The organism is Thioclava sp. F36-7 (assembly GCF_002020075.1).
Classification (GTDB): Bacteria; Pseudomonadota; Alphaproteobacteria; order Rhodobacterales; family Rhodobacteraceae; genus Thioclava; species Thioclava sediminum.
Genome location: NZ_MPZR01000004.1, coordinates 40,900 through 57,662 on the forward strand (window position 1 = coordinate 40,900; position 16,763 = coordinate 57,662).

14 protein-coding genes are annotated in these 16,763 nt (G+C 63.8%); 3 read left to right on the forward strand and 11 right to left on the reverse strand.

Going from position 1 to position 16,763, the window contains the following annotated elements; translation table 11 throughout:
* Window positions 1-17: 17 nt before the first annotated feature.
* Complete coding sequence (locus BMI89_RS08165; protein WP_078551086.1) at window positions 18-1,079, reverse strand: AI-2E family transporter; 1,062 nt, start codon at window positions 1,077-1,079, stop codon at window positions 18-20.
* Window positions 1,080-1,237: 158 nt separating this feature from the next.
* Here BMI89_RS08165 and BMI89_RS08170 point away from each other — a divergent pair, with 158 nt between their 5' ends.
* Window positions 1,238-1,435, forward strand: a complete 198-nt coding sequence (locus BMI89_RS08170; protein WP_078522745.1) for a CsbD family protein — start codon at window positions 1,238-1,240, stop codon at window positions 1,433-1,435.
* Window positions 1,436-1,605: 170 nt separating this feature from the next.
* On the opposite strand, the gene BMI89_RS08175 is transcribed toward BMI89_RS08170, so the two are convergent.
* The 3 genes from BMI89_RS08175 to BMI89_RS08185 form a co-directional block, all read right to left on the reverse strand.
* A complete protein-coding gene (locus BMI89_RS08175; RefSeq protein WP_078570552.1) occupies window positions 1,606-2,802 on the reverse strand; it encodes a hypothetical protein in 1,197 nt (398 codons plus the stop codon).
* Window positions 2,799-3,218 carry a phage holin family protein gene (locus BMI89_RS08180; protein ID WP_078541429.1) on the reverse strand — a complete coding sequence of 140 codons (420 nt, stop codon included), beginning with the start codon at window positions 3,216-3,218 and terminating at the stop codon, window positions 2,799-2,801. Before BMI89_RS08180 ends, BMI89_RS08175 begins: the two co-directional genes overlap by 4 nt.
* Before the next feature lie 109 nt (window positions 3,219-3,327).
* A complete protein-coding gene (locus BMI89_RS08185; protein WP_093477206.1) occupies window positions 3,328-3,522 on the reverse strand; it encodes a PLD nuclease N-terminal domain-containing protein in 195 nt (64 codons plus the stop codon).
* A 177-nt stretch (window positions 3,523-3,699) separates the two neighbouring features.
* Between BMI89_RS08185 and BMI89_RS08190 the strand changes: the two genes are divergently transcribed.
* Window positions 3,700-3,873 carry a DUF1328 domain-containing protein gene (locus tag BMI89_RS08190; RefSeq protein ID WP_075776656.1) on the forward strand — a complete coding sequence of 58 codons (174 nt, stop codon included), beginning with the start codon at window positions 3,700-3,702 and terminating at the stop codon, window positions 3,871-3,873.
* A 51-nt stretch (window positions 3,874-3,924) separates the two neighbouring features.
* On the opposite strand, the gene BMI89_RS08195 is transcribed toward BMI89_RS08190, so the two are convergent.
* From BMI89_RS08195 to BMI89_RS08210, 4 genes are all read right to left on the reverse strand, one after another.
* The gene (locus tag BMI89_RS08195; RefSeq protein ID WP_168176784.1) at window positions 3,925-4,587 is read right to left on the reverse strand and encodes a CerR family C-terminal domain-containing protein; all 663 of its coding nucleotides are present in this window, start codon (window positions 4,585-4,587) and stop codon (window positions 3,925-3,927) included.
* A gap of 123 nt (window positions 4,588-4,710) precedes the next feature.
* Entirely contained in the window at window positions 4,711-5,490 is a 780-nt protein-coding gene (locus BMI89_RS08200) for a MipA/OmpV family protein (protein ID WP_078522741.1), read from the reverse strand.
* 89 nt (window positions 5,491-5,579) lie between these two features.
* Entirely contained in the window at window positions 5,580-7,214 is a 1,635-nt protein-coding gene (locus BMI89_RS08205; RefSeq protein ID WP_078570554.1) for a hypothetical protein, read from the reverse strand.
* Window positions 7,215-7,294: 80 nt separating this feature from the next.
* Complete coding sequence (locus BMI89_RS08210) at window positions 7,295-9,103, reverse strand: alkaline phosphatase PhoX (protein WP_078570555.1); 1,809 nt, start codon at window positions 9,101-9,103, stop codon at window positions 7,295-7,297.
* 319 nt (window positions 9,104-9,422) lie between these two features.
* On the opposite strand from BMI89_RS08210, the gene BMI89_RS08215 reads away from it, so the two are divergent.
* On the forward strand, window positions 9,423-10,316 hold the full coding sequence (locus tag BMI89_RS08215) for a YihY/virulence factor BrkB family protein (protein WP_078570556.1): 894 nt from the start codon (window positions 9,423-9,425) through the stop codon (window positions 10,314-10,316).
* A 44-nt stretch (window positions 10,317-10,360) separates the two neighbouring features.
* Here BMI89_RS08215 and BMI89_RS08220 read toward each other — a convergent pair whose 3' ends face one another.
* The 3 genes from BMI89_RS08220 to BMI89_RS08230 all read right to left on the reverse strand — a co-directional run bounded on the left by BMI89_RS08220 (window position 10,361) and on the right by BMI89_RS08230 (window position 16,706).
* Window positions 10,361-14,272: a translocation/assembly module TamB domain-containing protein gene (locus BMI89_RS08220; protein ID WP_078570557.1), complete on the reverse strand. Its 3,912-nt coding sequence runs from the start codon at window positions 14,270-14,272 to the stop codon at window positions 10,361-10,363.
* Entirely contained in the window at window positions 14,272-15,951 is a 1,680-nt protein-coding gene (locus BMI89_RS08225) for an autotransporter assembly complex family protein (RefSeq protein WP_246831993.1), read from the reverse strand. Before BMI89_RS08225 ends, BMI89_RS08220 begins: the two co-directional genes overlap by 1 nt.
* Window positions 15,952-16,178: 227 nt before the next feature.
* Entirely contained in the window at window positions 16,179-16,706 is a 528-nt protein-coding gene (locus BMI89_RS08230) for an NUDIX domain-containing protein (protein ID WP_143593863.1), read from the reverse strand.
* Window positions 16,707-16,763: the final 57 nt, after the last annotated feature.

Below are 16,763 nucleotides of genomic sequence, written 5' to 3' on the forward strand. Positions count from 1 at the left end.
GGGCGGGCCGCGTCGGCTCAGTTGGTTTCGAGCTTCTGCTCCGCCTCGGATTTCGGATCCGGCAGGCTGTCGGTCAGCACCAACGCCCAGAGCAGCAGCGGAATCGCCACGATCCCGCCCAGCGGCCCCCAGAGCCAGATCCCGAAGGTCAGCGACAGGAAGACCAGAAGCGGATTGAGCCGCATCTGCCGCCCGATCGCGGCCGGGGTCACGAATTGCGCCTCGGTCGCGTTGAGCATGACGTAGATCAGCGGCGGCAGGATCACCCGGATCCCGTCGAACGTGGCCACGCCCGCAAATCCCAGCGCAATAATCAGCGCCGCGGGGCCGAGATACAGGATGTAGTTGATCAGGAAGGCCACCAGCCCCCAGAGCGGCGCATTCGGCAGCCCGATCAGCTGCATCGCGACGCCCACCGCCAGCCCGAGGCCGGCATTCACCACGGTGATCGTGAGGAAATAATGCGACACCCGCGTCTCCGCCTTGCGCAGCCGCGCAGCCGTCGCGCCGCGGCTCGCCGGCTCCGCAAGATGCTTTGCGATCCAGTTGTAAATCTCGGTCCGCGAGAGCTGGAAAAAGAACAGCGCCCCGATATAGATCAGCCCCTGCGCAATGATGGCCGGGGCGAGCATGACGAGATCCTTGGCGTCCGGCACGGCGCTCTTGTCGCCATTGCCACCGCCATCCTGCGCGGCATCCTTTGCCGGCGTGATCGCATCGCTCACTTCCTTCGAGGCGTCCTGAATGCCTTGGAACATGTGGCGCATGTGAATGATGGTGGAGCGCATGTCGTCCATCACCTTCGGCGCCTGACGCATCAGCTCCGCGATCACCGGCTGGATCACGAGAACCAGCAGCACGGCGATCATCAGAGAAATAACGAGCGAGGTAAGTGCCCCCCAGACAGGCGACAGACCTCTTTTCTCCCATGCATCGGAAATTGGTGAAAGCACGATCCCAACGACGAGCGCGAGCACGACGGGGGCGAGCAAGCTTTCCACCTGGCTAAGCGCAGCCACGACAGCGATTACAGCGATCGCGATCATGGCGATGCGCGACAGGGTCTCCAGGCGATGCATTTCGAGAATTACTTCCCTCTTGGGTTTCGCGAGCTAACGCCGCTGGAGCCCCCGCAGTTCCCGAGTTTTTGCGCCCTCACCCACAGGAACATCGCCCCCGGCGAAACGTTGATGGACGACGCCGAGACCCGCGTCTTCATCTTGAAAGGAGCGACGCCATGAATTGGGATCAGATTAAAGGCAGCTGGAAAGAAATGAAGGGCAAGGCCCGCGAGAACTGGGGCGAGTTGACCGACGACGAGCTTGAGGAGGCCGCAGGCCATCGCGAGCAGATGGTCGGCCTGATCCAGAAGAAATACGGCAAGACGAAAGAGGACGCCGAGCGCGAAGTCGACACCTGGTCGAGCTCGGTCTGATCTTCGGAATTAGACCCTATTCCCGCGTAAAACAGCATAAACCGGCGTCGCAGAGATTGCGGCGCCGGTTCTCTTTTGCGGGTCGGTCACGCGCAGCGAGCGCCATGAGCCGCCAAGCAAAAAGGCCGGGCGCGAAGCCCGGCCTTTTCTAATCAGGTCCACCGATCGGATCAGTGGGTGGTTTTCGGCGCCGACGAGGACGTCGGGTTGGTCGAGGACGCGCTCGACGTGGACGAGGAGGAGGAGGACGAATGGTTCGCCTTCACCTTCTCAGCCGCCTCGTGAGTCTTCGCCTCAGCCTTGGACGCGACCTCTTCGGCCTTGGACTTCGCGGCATCCTTGGCCTCTTGGGCCCCGGCGCGCACTTCCTCTTCGCCTTTCTGCAGCGACTGGCCGACATCGCGCAGCGCGCGGTTGGCTTCCTGAGCAAGCTGGCGCGAGAGGCGGTCGATCAGCTGCTCTCCTGCGGCCATCGCCTGATCGCCGAAGTCGCGTGCAGCACTGCGTGCCTCGTCGCCGGCCGAGCTCATCACCGAGCGCGCGGTCCGCTTCAGCTCGTCGGTGAACTGATCGGCAACCTTGCCCGCACGGCGCTTCTCGTCGCGGTAGAGGCGCTCGGCCTCGTCGAACAGACGGTTCGCACGCGGGCCGAAGCTGCGGCGGCTGACATTGACGTCCGGCTTGGGCACCGCGTTGAAGATCGCGGCACCGATGGCGAAGCCGATAGCGGCGGCGATCAGCGGGTGATCCTTGACCATCTGCTTGCTCGTCGACCCGGCTTGGGTCGCACCGTCCTGCAGGCGAATCCGGGCGGAATAGGCTCTTTCGCGGGCCCGCACCACGCGGTCGCGCGCATCCTCATTGAGGTCGCTCAGACCCGAGGACAGCGAGTTGCGCAGGTCGCTCGCGAATTTCTGCATCACCTCGGAGCGCTCCTTGACGAAGTCGCGCGCCTTGTCGGTCGAGCTGCGCTGCTCGGCCTCGAGATCTTCTAGACGCACCGACGCATCGTGGCGCAGGGTGTCGATCTCGTCGATCCAGCCATCGGCACCCGCTTCGCTCGGCATCACGAGCGGATCGGCATCGGCGACAAGATCCTCTTGCTCAACGGTGTCCGAGTTGCGCTGGCGCAGCAGGAACCAAGCGATACCGGCACCCGCGAGGGCGAAGGCCACGGGGTTCTTGCGCACGGCCTGTTCGGCACTGCGCGCAGCCGGCGCCGCGTAATCGCGCACGACTTGCGACACTTGATCGGAGAGATAGTCCGGCGCGATGCGGCCGGTCAGATCGCCGAGCGTCGATGCGAGATCGGCACGGTCCTGGCGCAGACGGTTCTCGATTTCCTCAATGGTTTTCTTCTCGGTCATTTGAAGCTCTCCTTAAGCGCCTGCGCGTCGGCAGACAGGTTTTCCTTGAGACGGGTGGGTGGGCTCGACACTTTGCGCAGCTTCGACGCGGCAATGAGCGCCGCGATGATGCCGAGGATCAGAAGCACCACGCCGACGATCAACGTCGCGGGGCCCCGGTCGAGGCCGGCCCATTCCAGCCCGTAGATGGCGGATTGCGTCAGGGGGAAGATCGCACCGAGCGCGAAAACCAGGGCGACCGCGCCGAGAATGACGGCATTGCGCGCAAGACCCGCCCGATGGGCAGCTTCGGCGCGCACCAATTCCGCCTCGGTCCGTGCGATCTCGCGCGTCTGCTCGATCACCCGGTTCAGCAAATCGGTCACCGTTCCTCGGCCCTCGTGGCCGTCAGGTTCTTCGGTCTCGTGGTAACTCATCGACCTCTCCCAAACATGTCACGGCCTCTTGCCGCGATTTCTGTTGTTCCAACGCGGGTTGGGGAATGCGGTTCCTTGAGGCTCTCCGCAGCCGCCCCCCTTGATTTCGTCACTTCGAGGCGCGCGGCCCGGCCACCAGCCAGATCAGGAAACCGATCAGCGGCAGGAAGAAGACGAGAAGCGCCCAGAGCACTTTCTTGCCGGTGCTGGAATTCGACCCGACGATCGAGACCAGCGCCCAGATATCAAGTGCGAGAAGTAAGATACCCCAAAAGCCGCCGAGGCCCGTCATATTCATTTCCATGTCCCCATCTCCCTTTTTCGTGAGGTTGTGAATCGCCGCCCAAACGCCGGAAAGCGCACGATGTTCCGCGGATTTACTGACTCAGGGTAATGGAACTTTCGGGAAAACGGCACGTTTGGATGTCATGAAAGCGCAGCACTCAGCGCTAATGTACGCAACATCCGAAGGAGAATACCCATGCTTGGTTGGGCTCTGACCTTTCTCGTTATCGCGCTGATTGCCGCGGCGCTCGGTTTTGGCGGCATCGCAGGCGCATCTGCCGGGATCGCACAGATCCTCTTCGTGGTCTTCCTGATCCTGTTCGTGGTGGCCATGGTCGCCCGGGCGGTAAAAGGCAAACCGCCGGTATAACTGCGAAGACGCTAGGAATATTCGAGGCCGCTCCCGCCGGGGCGGCCTTTTTCATGCGTCGGGGGCGGTCTTGGCGCGCGCCTGCACCAGCATCGCATCCAGATTGTCTGCGACGACCCGGGAAATCTGCGCAACCTCCACCGCGCCGATCTCCGACCATCCCATCTTGCGGCGCACGACCTCCGCGCCGAGCCGGAAATAGAGCACTTGGCCGATCATCGCGAAAACCCGCAGCGCACTCTCCGGATCGTCCTCCGAGGTCCCGCTCGCCCGGGCCCACAGCGCCAGCAGCCGCCCATGCACGATCGAAATCAGACGGTCATAGAGAATATCGAGCGTCTCGCCGCCTTCGGTCACTTCGCGCATCACGAAGCCGATCATCGAGGCCGCATCCGGTTGCGTAAGGATGCGCGAGATCATCGCCTCCATCAGCGCCTTGAGCTCCGCTTCCGCCGCCTCGGGCGACAGCGCCTCCGGGGGGCCGAGCGGGCGCATGACCTCTTCCATGCGGTGCACAAATTCCAGCGCACAGGCGCGGCGCAGCCCTTCCTTGCCTTGGAAATGGTAGGAAATCGCAGCGACATTCGCGCCCGCCGCCTCGGCCAGTTCCCGCGTCGAGGTCGCCGCGAACCCTTTCGTCCCGAACAGGCGCATCCCGGCTTCGATCAGGGCGCGCGCGGTGCCATCGCGGGCGGGCGGCTGTGTCTGGGTCATCGGCGCATCACGTCTGGAGAGGAAATCTGCCGCCAACATGCGCGGCGACGCCCGAAAAAAGCAAGCCGCACGGGCGACCCATGCGGCTTGGCTTTACGTGTCTCGTAGGAAGCTTTGGCCCGATCAGAACGGGAAGCTCACCCGGCGGGTCAGCATCAGCGAGACCGAGCTTTGCTCGCGCGAGCCTTGCTGCACGATCGGGCTGTCCGCCGCATCGCCCTGCAGGCGATCGTAGTTCAGCTTGCCCTCGACCGCCCAGTCATTCCCGAGCTGGTAGGTCGCCGACAGTTCCAGACCGGTCGAGACGAGGCCGCCATCGGGCGAATAGGCCGCCAGACCGCTCGCCGTGGATTCCGACGGGCTGATGCCGAAATAGGTGCGGTTGTAGAGGCCCGAGCCATAGAAGACGCGCGGCCCGATGCTCAGCTTGAAATTGTCGGTCTTGATCGGTTTCCAGTCGGCGCCGATTTCGGCGACCACGGCGTTATGCCCGACCACGCCGTAGCGCATATCGGCAAAAGCGCCCCATTGCGGCGCCTGGTAACCAAGCCCGAGACCCAGTTCGAGCGACGTGGTGACGTCGTCGAGACCCGCGATTTCGGAATAATCGCTCGAATTACGACCGCCGACGAGGCGGAAGGAGCCATGCACGTTCGGGCCCAGCTTTTCGTAATTCGGATCGTCCGAGCCGAACCGCATCCCCTGCAGCGTGAAGCTGTTGAGCTTCACCTTCGCGGTGGGGCTGGTGTCGTAATGATCCGCGCCGAAATAGGACGGGGCATAGCGTGCGCCCGCGCCGATGGTGAAGGTCACGCCACTTTCTGCCTGCGCGCTCGCGGCGGTGCAGACAGCAGCGACCGCGATGGCGGCGCTTGCGGAAAGTTGGCGGATGACTTTTGCCATGATGGCGCTCCCGAAAAAATGTACCGATTTGCGCAAACACTGCCAATTGACGGCGAAAAACGCAATCGGCTGGCGCAGATTGGTTCAGATTAGCGGCGCTTATACCACGGCTGGGCGATTTCCTCGATCCCTGTGGGCTGATCCTGCTCCACCTCACGCCAGACCGTGCCGTCGACCGGGGCCACCGTCGCGTCGCGGCCTTGGGTGAAACTCTGGTCGCGCACGATCATCCGATAGGCAGCGTTGAGCGCATCGGCACGCTCCGGCGAGGGCAGGATCAGCGGGCCGATATCCTCGGCCAAAGCCGCCTCTTTCTCGGGCGGAAGTGTCCCCGCTTTCAGCCAAGCCTCGATGAGCTCGGCATTGGCGCGGAACTCGTCGCCGGCCCCGTTGGTGCGCAGGTAATGGGCGTAATCGCCGCTGCCATCGGCGCGCACTCGGTCGGGCGTGCCCGCCAGCCCCTTCTGCGTCCAGTGATACCAGCCGCTGCGATAGGCCTCCTTGCCCAGCTTGCGCGCGAAGGCGAAGGTGGAATCGTCGTTCACGCCCAGCGTGCCGTGGCAGCCGACACAGAACACGGTTTCCTCGAAGCTCTGCGGGCGCAGATCGCCCGTCGCATCCTCGATGAACCCCTGCAGCCGCCAGCCGAACGTGTTGGGCACGCCGGTCTCGGAACTGCCGAAGAACTGCTTGGTGCGGTCGGGAAAGGCGCTGTCTTCCTTCAGCTCGGCCAGCGCGGTCTCTTCAAGATCGGCATAGCTCTCCCAATCCGTCTTGACCATGTAGCGCAGCTCTTTCAGTCGCGCGGCCATTTCGATGCCCGCGGGCGTCGGGTCGATATAGCGCACGGAATGGACGAATTCCGTGCCCTTGGGATAAAGCCCGGCGGCAAGCTGCGCACCTTCGACGCCCGCGCGCCCGGCCCAATGCATCGTGATCCCGTCGAGAGGCGCGAAGGCGAATTTCACCACCTCCGCCTGCCCCATCACCCCGTCGCGGTCCAGATCGACGCCCATCGCGACCTCGTCGGTGGGCTCGATCGCGACATCCGCGCGGGTGATCAGCGCTTGCACGATCGCGAGGTTGGTCTTGTAGATGGTGACATCCTCGACCCCCTCGGCACTCTGTCGAAACGCCTCCGGCAGACGGATCATCACGTCATCGGTCGAGCCATTCGTCGGCCAGAACGTGCCGGGCAGCGGCTGATAGGCGAAGGCGCGCCAGCCGGTCAGGCTGCCATCGGGCCTGCGGTCGAACCCCTCGTCGTCGAAAGCGAATTGAACGTCGGGGATATAGCCGTCCCATTCGCCATTGCCGTTCGCGTCCCAAGCCGCAGGCGGATCGGCGAGCTTCGCGGCCAGGGCGATCCCGCCCGCCGCATCGTGGTAATTGTCCTGCCGCACATAGGCGCGGATCTCCGCGCTGTTCGTCGCGGCCACCGCGGCACGGCGATCCACGAAGAGGTTGCGCCACGGGTTCTCGAGCGCAGGTCCCGGAAACGCATATTCGGTCTGCAGATCGGCATCGCGCACATAATTGGGATGGCGCGGATAGGTGTGACAGGTCTGGCAGGGGTTATGCACCTCGCCCGCCGTGTCTTCCGTCTTGGTATAGCATTGCGGAGGAATATAGGCCGTCGGATTGCCCAGCACCGTGGTCTTCAGATCGACCGCCCCCGCCATCGTGGTCATACCCAGCAGCGCCAAAATCGAAATCCGCAGCATCCGTCAGCCCTCAGTCTTGAAAGAAAAGGCGAGGCCCGGGTCTCCGCCGGGCCTCGCCAGAAATGTCTCGCGAGCGCCCGTTACTGGGTCTTCGCGGTGGCATCCATCTGCGGGAACGGACCGACGTAACCCACATAGGCACGCGCCTGCGCCGGGTCGGTCAGCTTGTCTTCGTCGCTCTCGCCGTAGGGGTGCTGGATGACCGCCATCAGGTAGCCGTGGCCGTTGACGTTCGGGTACCAGTAGGTCGAGGTGGTTTCCGAACCGTAGGGCGTCGACAGGATGCGGGTCAGCTCCCTGGTGTCGGTGTTCATCGCCCAGATCACGTCGTTCTGGTGGCCCGAACCAGTGTCTTCACCGATGATCAGCGTGTTGTAGCCTGGCATGTAGGTGATGTTGTCCGGGTTCGCGATGCCGTTGATATCGCAGCTGTTCAGCTCTGCCGTGTCGCCGCACATGTCATGCGCCGGATCGCAGCTTGCGTCCTGCGCTTTGACCTTGTGCTCTTCGGTCAGCGGCTTGCCCGAGATCAGACCCATCATCTTCGTCGCGGTGAACTTGTCGTCCAGCGAGAGCGAATAGACCGTGCCGCACTTGTTCTTGGGCAGCTTGATCGCGTTCATCCCGCCCAGATCCTGCTTGGCACCGTCTTCCATGCCTTTCTCGACCGCCGACATCGACAGATACATCTGATGCTTGTCGGCGTCGTAGGTGATGCCTTCCATCTTGCGGAACTCGGTCGTCGCGCCCTTCATCGAAGCGTAACGGCGGGTTTCCAGACGCGAGGCGATCGCATCCATGCCGTCCTTGACCTTCAGACACTCGGGATTGCCTTCGGCGTTCGAAGCCGAGAAGCCGTCGGCGCAGGAACCGTCCTCGCCCATCTCGGCGGTCTCGAAGAGATCCGAGAACTGGGTGCCAGCTTCGATCGCCTTCTGGATCGTCGCATCGTCGGCATGGCCCAGATCGACCCATTCCAGATCGGCCGCGCCACCATTTTCTGCCGAGGTCTGGTTCCACTTGGCCGCGTAGAGCGTCCCGGCGCTCAGGTCGCCTGCGGTGTCGGCTTCAAAGCGGAACAGGCCGACATTGGTGCCATCATCCGAGATATAGGCGGTTTTCTGGTCGGGCATGACATAGGCCAGCTCGACGGCCACGCGGCCCATCGCGAAATGCTTGTCAGCCTTGGCCGAACCGTCTTCCGAGACGGTGATCTCGGTCGGGTAGCCGTAGCGATAGGGTTTGTAAGCGTCGCGGAACTGCTCGAGGCTCATACCCTCGGGGTTCACGCCCGCATAACGCACCATCGGGAAATCGTAGTCGTCGATCTCGTCGAGCGAGGTCGCCGCTTCGATCACGCGCGCATCGGCCGGATATTCTTCCGAGCCCAGATGCGTCTCCCACGGCGTCACGGACCCCGCGCAGGGAACCCAGAGACCGTGATATTCGGAGAAGTCGATCGGTTTGGTGGAGACCAGCTTCAGGTTGCCATCCGCATCCTGCTCGACTTCGCTGAGATACATCGCACCGGGGCGCGATTCAAAATGCGTCACCGAATAAAGCTTGTCGCCCTGACGGAGGAGCGAGGTGAAATCGGCGGAGTCCGAGATATGCTCGGAGCCGTCAGCCGACTTGACCGGGTTGCCGTCCTTGTCGGTCAGCAGGGCGAAGGTGTTGTCACCGATCTTGTCGCCCGAGCGCGCCATCACGTGATAGCCGATCTTGTAATCCTTGCCGTCGATGGTGACCGTGTCGGAGGCGATGGCCTGACGTTTGGCGGCGTCATCCTTGGCGAAAGGAACGGGCGAGAAAGAGATGTCACCGGCATGCGCCGCAAGCGGCAGCACAGCGATAGCGGTGGCTTGGAGGAGGGTCGTACGAAGCGACATGGCTGATCCCTTGGCTAGTTGCGTTCACGACGCTCCTAACGGCGAAGTGATTCCCTTTTGTGACAATCTGGCGCTTTCGTGATCCTGGCCCCGACCACGGGCGGAGGGCGCGCGTGGCTCGGCCCGCACTGACATGAGCGGTGGCCAAAAATAGACCCTATTCCAGCATGATTTTGTGTTTTCGGCCCTATCGGGCACAGGCACGGTTCGGCTCGCGCGACGCCAAGCGCCTGAGACGCAACAGCTTTCAGCAAAGCGCGGGCCCCGCGTTGCGATCACGCGGGGCTTGAGCAATGGTGAATGAAACGAGGAGTAGCGCGTGAGAGAAACGGCGAAATTCGCGGTCAGCCTGTTCGGGCGGCTGTTCCAATCGAATATCACCCTCGTGTCGGCGGGGGTCGCCTTCTATTCCATGCTCGCGATCTTCCCCGGCATCTCCGCGACCATCGCGCTCTGGAGCGCGTTTGCCGATCCGACGGTGATCCGCACCTATCTCAACGTGGCGGATGATTTCATCCCGCCCGAAGCCTATGCGCTGATCAACGACCAGATCCAGAACTGGCTGATCGGGCCACGCGCGACGATCGGGCTGGGCGTGATGTTCTCTGCCGCCGTGACCCTGTTCTCGGCCCGCGCGGGTGTCGCCGCGCTGGTGCTCAGCCTCAACGTGATCCACGGCACCCGGCCCCGCGCGACGATCTGGAGCTTCATCATGGGCTACCTGATGACGATCGCGCTGGTCGGCGTGATGCTGGCCGCAATGGCGACGGTGGTCGTCGTCCCCGTCGCCATCAACTTCCTGCCCTTCCACGAATATTCCAAGATTCTGCTCTCGGGTCTGCCTTGGGCGGCGATGCTTTTGCTGATGCTGACCGCGCTCGGAATTCTCTATCGCTACGGGCCCAATACCGAGGGCAAGCGCGATCCGATCCTGACGCTCGGCGCGGTGCTGGCGACGGCGCTCTGGGGGCTCAGCTCGATCGGGCTGACCTTCTACCTGTCGAATTTCGGCAATTACAACAAGATCTACGGCTCGATCGGGGCGGTGATCGCGCTTCTCGTCTGGCTCTATCTCAGCGCCTTTTCGGTGCTGATGGGGGCGGCGCTGAACGCCGAACTCGCCGCCTTCCGCAAGCGTCGCGCGCAAGAGAAACTCCGCGACGCGATCGAGGGCGACGACGAGGCTAAGGCCAAGGAAGCATCCTCGTCATAAGTTTCACTTATTTCCGGGCGCGGAAATGAAGTGAAACTTATGGATCAGTAGTTCTTCTCGAAATAGAGGCCGATGCCGCTCTTGCCGTCGGAGCCCACGGTGCCGCGCGCGGTGAGGCTTTTGGTCACATCCAGATTGAGGTTGATCTGCGAGGTGCCGTCGCCGCCCACCGTGACATCGGTATAGATATTGTCCGACAGGTATTTCCCGACCTTGAGCTGGGTGTTGCCCTGCGCATCGGTCGAGACGTCGAAATCATCCAGCCCGAAATTCTTCCGCAGCTTGCCGATGATCCCTTCGCCGCCCTTGCCCGCGAGCGTCGCGACTGCCGAGGCCAACTGCGCCGCCTGCAAGGGCGAGAGATTGTCGATGGACCGCCCGAAGATCAGCCGCGCGAGAACCTCGTCCTGCGGCAAGTCCGGCGAGGACGCGAAGGTCACCAGTGGCGCATTCGCCTGCCCCTGAATGTTGATCGAGATCGTGTAATCGTCCTGCGTCGTGGTCGCGGTGAAGTCGATGTAAGGCACCAGTGCGCCTTGCAGCGCGATCCGGCCCTGATCGAGCGTGAATCGCTGGCCCAGAATGTCGAGCCGCCCGCGCACCAGCTGGAACTGCCCGATCGGGATCACGTTCGCCGTGGTGCCGTTGATCCGCAGCGAGCCGCCAAGCTCTGCATCCAGACCCCGGCCGCGCACGAAGATACCGCGCTCGGAGGCGATGGTGACATCGAGCGGGAAGGACGGACCGGAGGCCTTCGCGCCACCGCTCGCATCGCTCTGACCATTGTTCAGCAGGCTCGCACGCTTCAGTGTCTCGCGCACCGCGCCGCTCTCGCCGACATGCTGGATACCGTCGGGGACCGAAGCCCCGCCGCCGACGCCCGAGGAGGGCACCCGCAATTCGGTATCGCTCAGCGTGATGCGCCCGGCGATTTTCGCACCGCCGGTCAGCGGCCCGTCCATCGTGATCGTGCCCGAGGCGCGCGTGTCATACAGCTCGGGATCCTTCAGCCGCGCGCGGTCGAAGCGGATCGTGAGATTGCCGTTGTAAGGCGCGGAGAGGTTGATCGGGCCGTTGACGGTGATCTGCCCGCCCGTGCCCAGACGCCCGGTCACGCCAAGCTGGGCGCTGCCATTTGACAGCTGCACGCGCGTGTCGACGTTTTCCAGCACCATGCCGAGATTGGGGGCGACAACCTTCGCGCCATTCGACGTCACCGTGCCCGACAGTGCCGCCAGCCCCGGTTTGCCGTTCATCCGCAGATCGAAGCTGAGCGGGCCCTGGACCGAGCGCGGCTCGATGAAGCTGTTGGCAAGCGCCGTCTGCGCCTGCCCCGTGATCGAGAGATCGGCATCGGCGAAATTCGTCGCCATGCGCCCCGAGACCTTCGCGTCCAAGCCGCCGGGTCCGGTGCCCGAGAGGTTCAGATTATAGCCAGAGCCATCCTCGGTGACCGTGCCCGACACCGTCACCGGTCCCGGGAAGCCCGGCGCAAGCAGCGCGGCATTGGCGAGGCGCGCGTTCAGGTCGACCTTGCGCGAGGTCTCGCCCGCGGTCCCCTTGGCGGAGACGTCGAGCTGCGGGTTCTTCAGGTCGAGGTTCTGCACTTCGACCGCGCCATTGGCGTATTTGGCCTGCAGCGAGAGGTTGGTCGTGCCCGCCAGAAGCTTGTCCGCCTCGGCCTGACCCACGGCGAGAGATTTGCCGGTGCCATCGAGCGTCAGCCCATAAGTCGCGCCATCCATCGTCGCCGTCGCATCGGCTACAAGCGTGCCGCCATATTTCGCGCCCAGCACCGACAGATCCTTGGTGTCGAGATGCGCGGTCACCTTGCCCTTGTCGCCGTCGAGATTGCCCTGCGCCTGCAGCTCGCCTGCCGCGGTTTTCACATCGAGCGAGTCGAGCGTCATGCTGGCATCGCTGCGGGTGCCAGTGACGGAAAACTCCGACCGTCCCGCCAGCGCGCGGTCCACCTCGGGGATACCAATCGCGAGGGAATTGCCGGTGCCTTTGAGCGTCACGCCATAGGTGCCGCCATTCAGCGTCACAGTCGCATCGGCGGCCAACTTGCCGCCATATTGATCGCCCAGGAGCGACAGGTCATTGGTATCGAGCGTGGCGGTCAGTTTGCCGTTCTCGCTCGCCAGATCGCCCTGCGCCTGAAGCGTGCCCGCGCTTGTCTGCACGTTAAGCGAATCCAGTGTCAGCCCGGTCTCATCCCGCTTGGCCGAGATCGCGATTTCCGACCGGCCCGCCAAGGCGCGATCCGCCTGCGGCTCGTCGACCGAAATGTCCTGACCGACGAGGTTGAGATTGGCGTCGAAGGCGCCGCTGAGAACGGTGTATTTCCCCGCGACCGTCATCCGCGCCGCGCCGCCGAGATCACGCCCCGCCAGACCCGACAGCATCGAGAGGTTCGAATGGTCGATCTGCGCCGCGCCCTCGATGGTGACGCCCTCGCTGATATTGTCGATCGTGAGGTTGGAATTCAGGCTGTAGCCGGAGCCTTTCAGCGCCAGTTGCGACAGGCGCAGCGGCTTGTCCTGCTGCCACGAGAACACGGTGCGCAGGGTGACGGCGCTGCCTGCCGCCGCGCTCAGCTTTGGATCGGACAGCTCCAGCCCGTTGATGCCCAAAAGCACGGTGCCACCCGCAGAGGGCGGCGAAGCCTGCCGGATGCGGCCCGAACCCGAGAGGTTCGCGGTCAGCATCTTGGTGCCATCCTCGCGGCGCAGCTGGTTCAGACGGCCCGTCAGCTTCCAGCCATCGCCTTCGGCCTTGTCATAAGAGAGATCGAGCGTACCCGACTGCACATAGGTTTTCGGCCCCGAGATCGGCAGCAGCACCTCTTGGCCATCGCCGAGGCCGAGCTTGGCGGTGAGGTCGAATTTCACCGGCATGTTGTTGGCGCCGGTCTGCGCCGAGCCGTTCAGCTGCAGCGCGCGCGATTTCAGATCGAGCGTGTTCAGCGTGGTCTGGCCCGAGGCCGTGCGCGTGCCATCCGCGACCAGCGCGACCTCGTTGCCGAAGAATTCGTGGTAGTCGGGCGGCAGAAGCGGACGGATATCGCCGCCCAGCGCGACGGAGAAGGTCGTGACCTTGTCGCTGCCTTCGGGTGCGCCCTCGGGCAGTTTGCTGCCCACCGAGACCTGCCCCGCCAGACGCTGCTGACCTTCGGTGCTCAGCACGATATCGGCGGTAAAATCGTCAAGCGGGCCCTTGCCCGAAACGGCGAGCGTCATCGCCGGATTGCCCGGAAGGCCGACTTTCTGGACGATGATCCCGTTCTTGCCCTCGTCCACCAGCAGGTCGAGGCCCAGTTCACGCGTGGCGTTTTCGTAGGATGCGGTGAGGGAGAACTGGCCCTTCTTGCTATCGATCCGGGCGATGTCGAGCTTGGCATTGCCCTCGCCCCCGGCGAGCGACATCGAGCCCGAGACTTTGACCGTCGCCTCTTGCCCGAGGATCGGCTGGCCGAGGATCACCTTCTTCGCGTCGATCTTGCCGATCTGCACCGAGACGGGCAGGTCAGGAAGCTGGAAGGGCTTGGCCTCGGGGCTGGGAGCGGTCGAGCTGCTCTCGGAGGTCGGCAGGCGCGGCAGGTCGATCTCGGCGGCGGAGAGCTCGTCGATCTCGATCTTGCCGGTCAGCAGCGCCGTGCGGTTCCACTGGAGCGCGCCATCCTTGATCGTGATCCACGCGCCGTCCTTGTCGGAAATCGTGAGCTGATCGAAGGTCGCCCGCGAACTGAGCGCCCCCGAGAACCCGTCGAGCCGCACGGTACGCCCGGCGCCCGAGAGGTTATCCTCGATCAGACCGGTCAGATAGGAGCGGTCGCGCTGCGTCTGCTCGTCGGTCGCGGCCCCTGCCCCGTCCGCGGTCTGCGGCGCGCTGTCCTGCGCGGTGGCGACCAGCGGCGTGAGGCAGAAAGCGAGAAGGATAGCGAAACGTTTCATCAGAAGGCCTGCCCGATACCGATATAGAGTTGCGCCCCCGATCCGGTGCCGCCCGAGACCGGGAAGCCGACGTCGAGGCGGATAGGGCCGATGCCCGTCTTGTAGCGCAGGCCGAGACCCGCGCCTGCCTGCGAGCCCGAGTCGCCGCCGCCCGCGATATAGCCGTAATCGTAGAAGGCGACCGCGCCGATCTTGTCGGTGATGCCGATGCGCGCCTCGCCCTGGAAGCCCACGAATTCAGTGCCGCCGGTTTTCAGCGTGCCGCCGTCGAGCACTTCGACGCCAAGCGACTGATAGGGCTGACCGCGCACGGTGCCGCCGCCGCCCGAATAGAACAGATAGTCGCGCGGGGTTTCCTCGAGATCGGAGCCATAGACCCCGCCAAGCTGCACGCGGCCCGCGAGCACGAAGCGATCGTTCTGTCCGAAGCCCCGATAGGCGCGCAGATCGCCCATGACCTGCGCCCCGGTGCCGGTATCGCCGCCGATCCCCACGAAGGGCGTCACGCCTGCCTGAATGAAATAGCCCTTGGTCGGGTCGAGCTTGTTGTCGCGATCGTCCCAGGTGAGTTTCGTCGGCAGATAGACCTGACGGAAATAGGTTTGCCCCGAGTCGTCGGTCACCTTGGACCAGCCGTAATTGATCGAGACGTCGCCGGTCAGCTTGTCGTTGAAGATCCGCGTCAGACCGAAGCCGATATCGAAGGCGTTCTCGGTGTAATCCTCTTCGTTTTTCTGGCTGATCTCGGTCGTGATATAGGCGCTGGTTTCCGGGTTGAAGGTCGCGGGGCGGTCGATCCGCGCGCCGATCGAGTAATCCGTGCCGCCCGTCGCGCCGCCGATGCCGGAGATGCCCGCATCGACGCGGAAGCGTTCGCCGCCGCCGAAGAGGTTTCGGTGGAGCCAGTAGCCGTTGAGGCCGAGCCCGTCGCTGGAGCTGAGTTCAGCGCCGAGGCCGATCTTGCGTTTCTTCTGCTCGACCACGGCGAGGTTCACATCGAGGCTGTCATCGGGGTTGAGCGTCTTCGCCTCGGTGATCGCCACGGAGGAGAAAATCCCGGTGCGCTGCAGTCGCGACTGAACCTGATCGAGTTTCTTCGGATCATAGACCTCGCCGGTGGGAAAACCCGCGATCTCGCGCAGGCGTTTCGTGCGCAGGCGCTTGTTGCCGGAGGTCTCGAGCCGCCCGAAGGTCACCAGCGGCCCCGGTGCCAGACGCACGTCGGAGGCCAGCTGATTGGCGCGGTGATCCGCGACGATGTTCTGATAGGAGACTTCCGCCTTGGCATGGCCCGCATCGCGCCAGCCGGTCGTCGCCGCGCTCGCCGCATCGACGATCACGCCCGATTTCGCGACCGCCCCGACCTTGTAGCCCTCGGGCAGATCGGTTTTCGGCGCGACCGGCGCGATATCGGCACGCGAGAAGGTAAACTCGGGGCCCGGCGTCACGGTCACGGTGACATTGTTCACCGTGGAAGGTGCATCGAGCGGCGGGATCGTGGCGGCCTCGCGCCCGTCGAGCTTGATCGACACGGTGCCGGAATACCGCCCCTCGGCGAACAGCGCCGAGACGATGCGGTTATAGTCGGCGCGCGCCTCGGAGAGCACGTCCTGCGCGTCCTTGCTGTCGTCTTCTGCAGATTGCACCAGAAGCGACGCGCCCTTGATCGCGTTGCGCAAATCGTCTGACGCGCCGGGAGTATTAAACTTTAACGAATATGCGAGTGCCGGGGTCGCGAGGATCGCAAGCGCCGCCACGCTCAAATGAAAAACTCGGATAGTCTTCGGTCCCATTACTCATGCCCCCGCCCAATCGAGAGCAGAGTTACAGGTAAGCGATGCGAAAGCTAGGGCAAGCGCGGAATTCCGCGTAGCAATTTAAGGCAATCGGCAGAAATCCCCGCCGCTCAGCAGATCAGGGCGGGCAGGATGCGGGAGATATGCTCCTGCATGTAAAACCGTAGCCAGCGCGAGAAGCGATCGGGATAGCGCCGCACCTCGGCCCCGAGGTCGTAAAGACCGATCCAGCGGGTCTCCGAGACCAGCTCGGGATCGGGGTTCACGGTGAGGCCGCGCTGCGCATAGGCGATGTAGATATCGGTTACTTCGTGCTCAACGAGCCCGTCGCCGATATCCATCCGGTATTCGATACGGTCGGCATGGGCAGGATAGAGCCCCTCGATGCCCAGCTCCTCACGCAGCCGCCGCAGCGCGCAGGTCTCGGGGCGCTCCCCCCAATCGGGATGACTGCAGCAGGTATTTGCCCAAAGACCGGGAGATTGCAGGCAGTTTTCCGAACGCTTCTGCAGAAGGAGCTTTTCGCCATCCATGACGAAAATGGAAACCGCCCGGTGGCGGATCCCTTCGCGATGCGCATCCATCACGTCGACAGGGGCGAGCGTGCCCTCGATCCATGCCTGTATCTGGCCCATGATACCTCTTTTGAATCCGATGATCCTGCCCGGGTCGCGGACGGGATCACCGTTACAAAA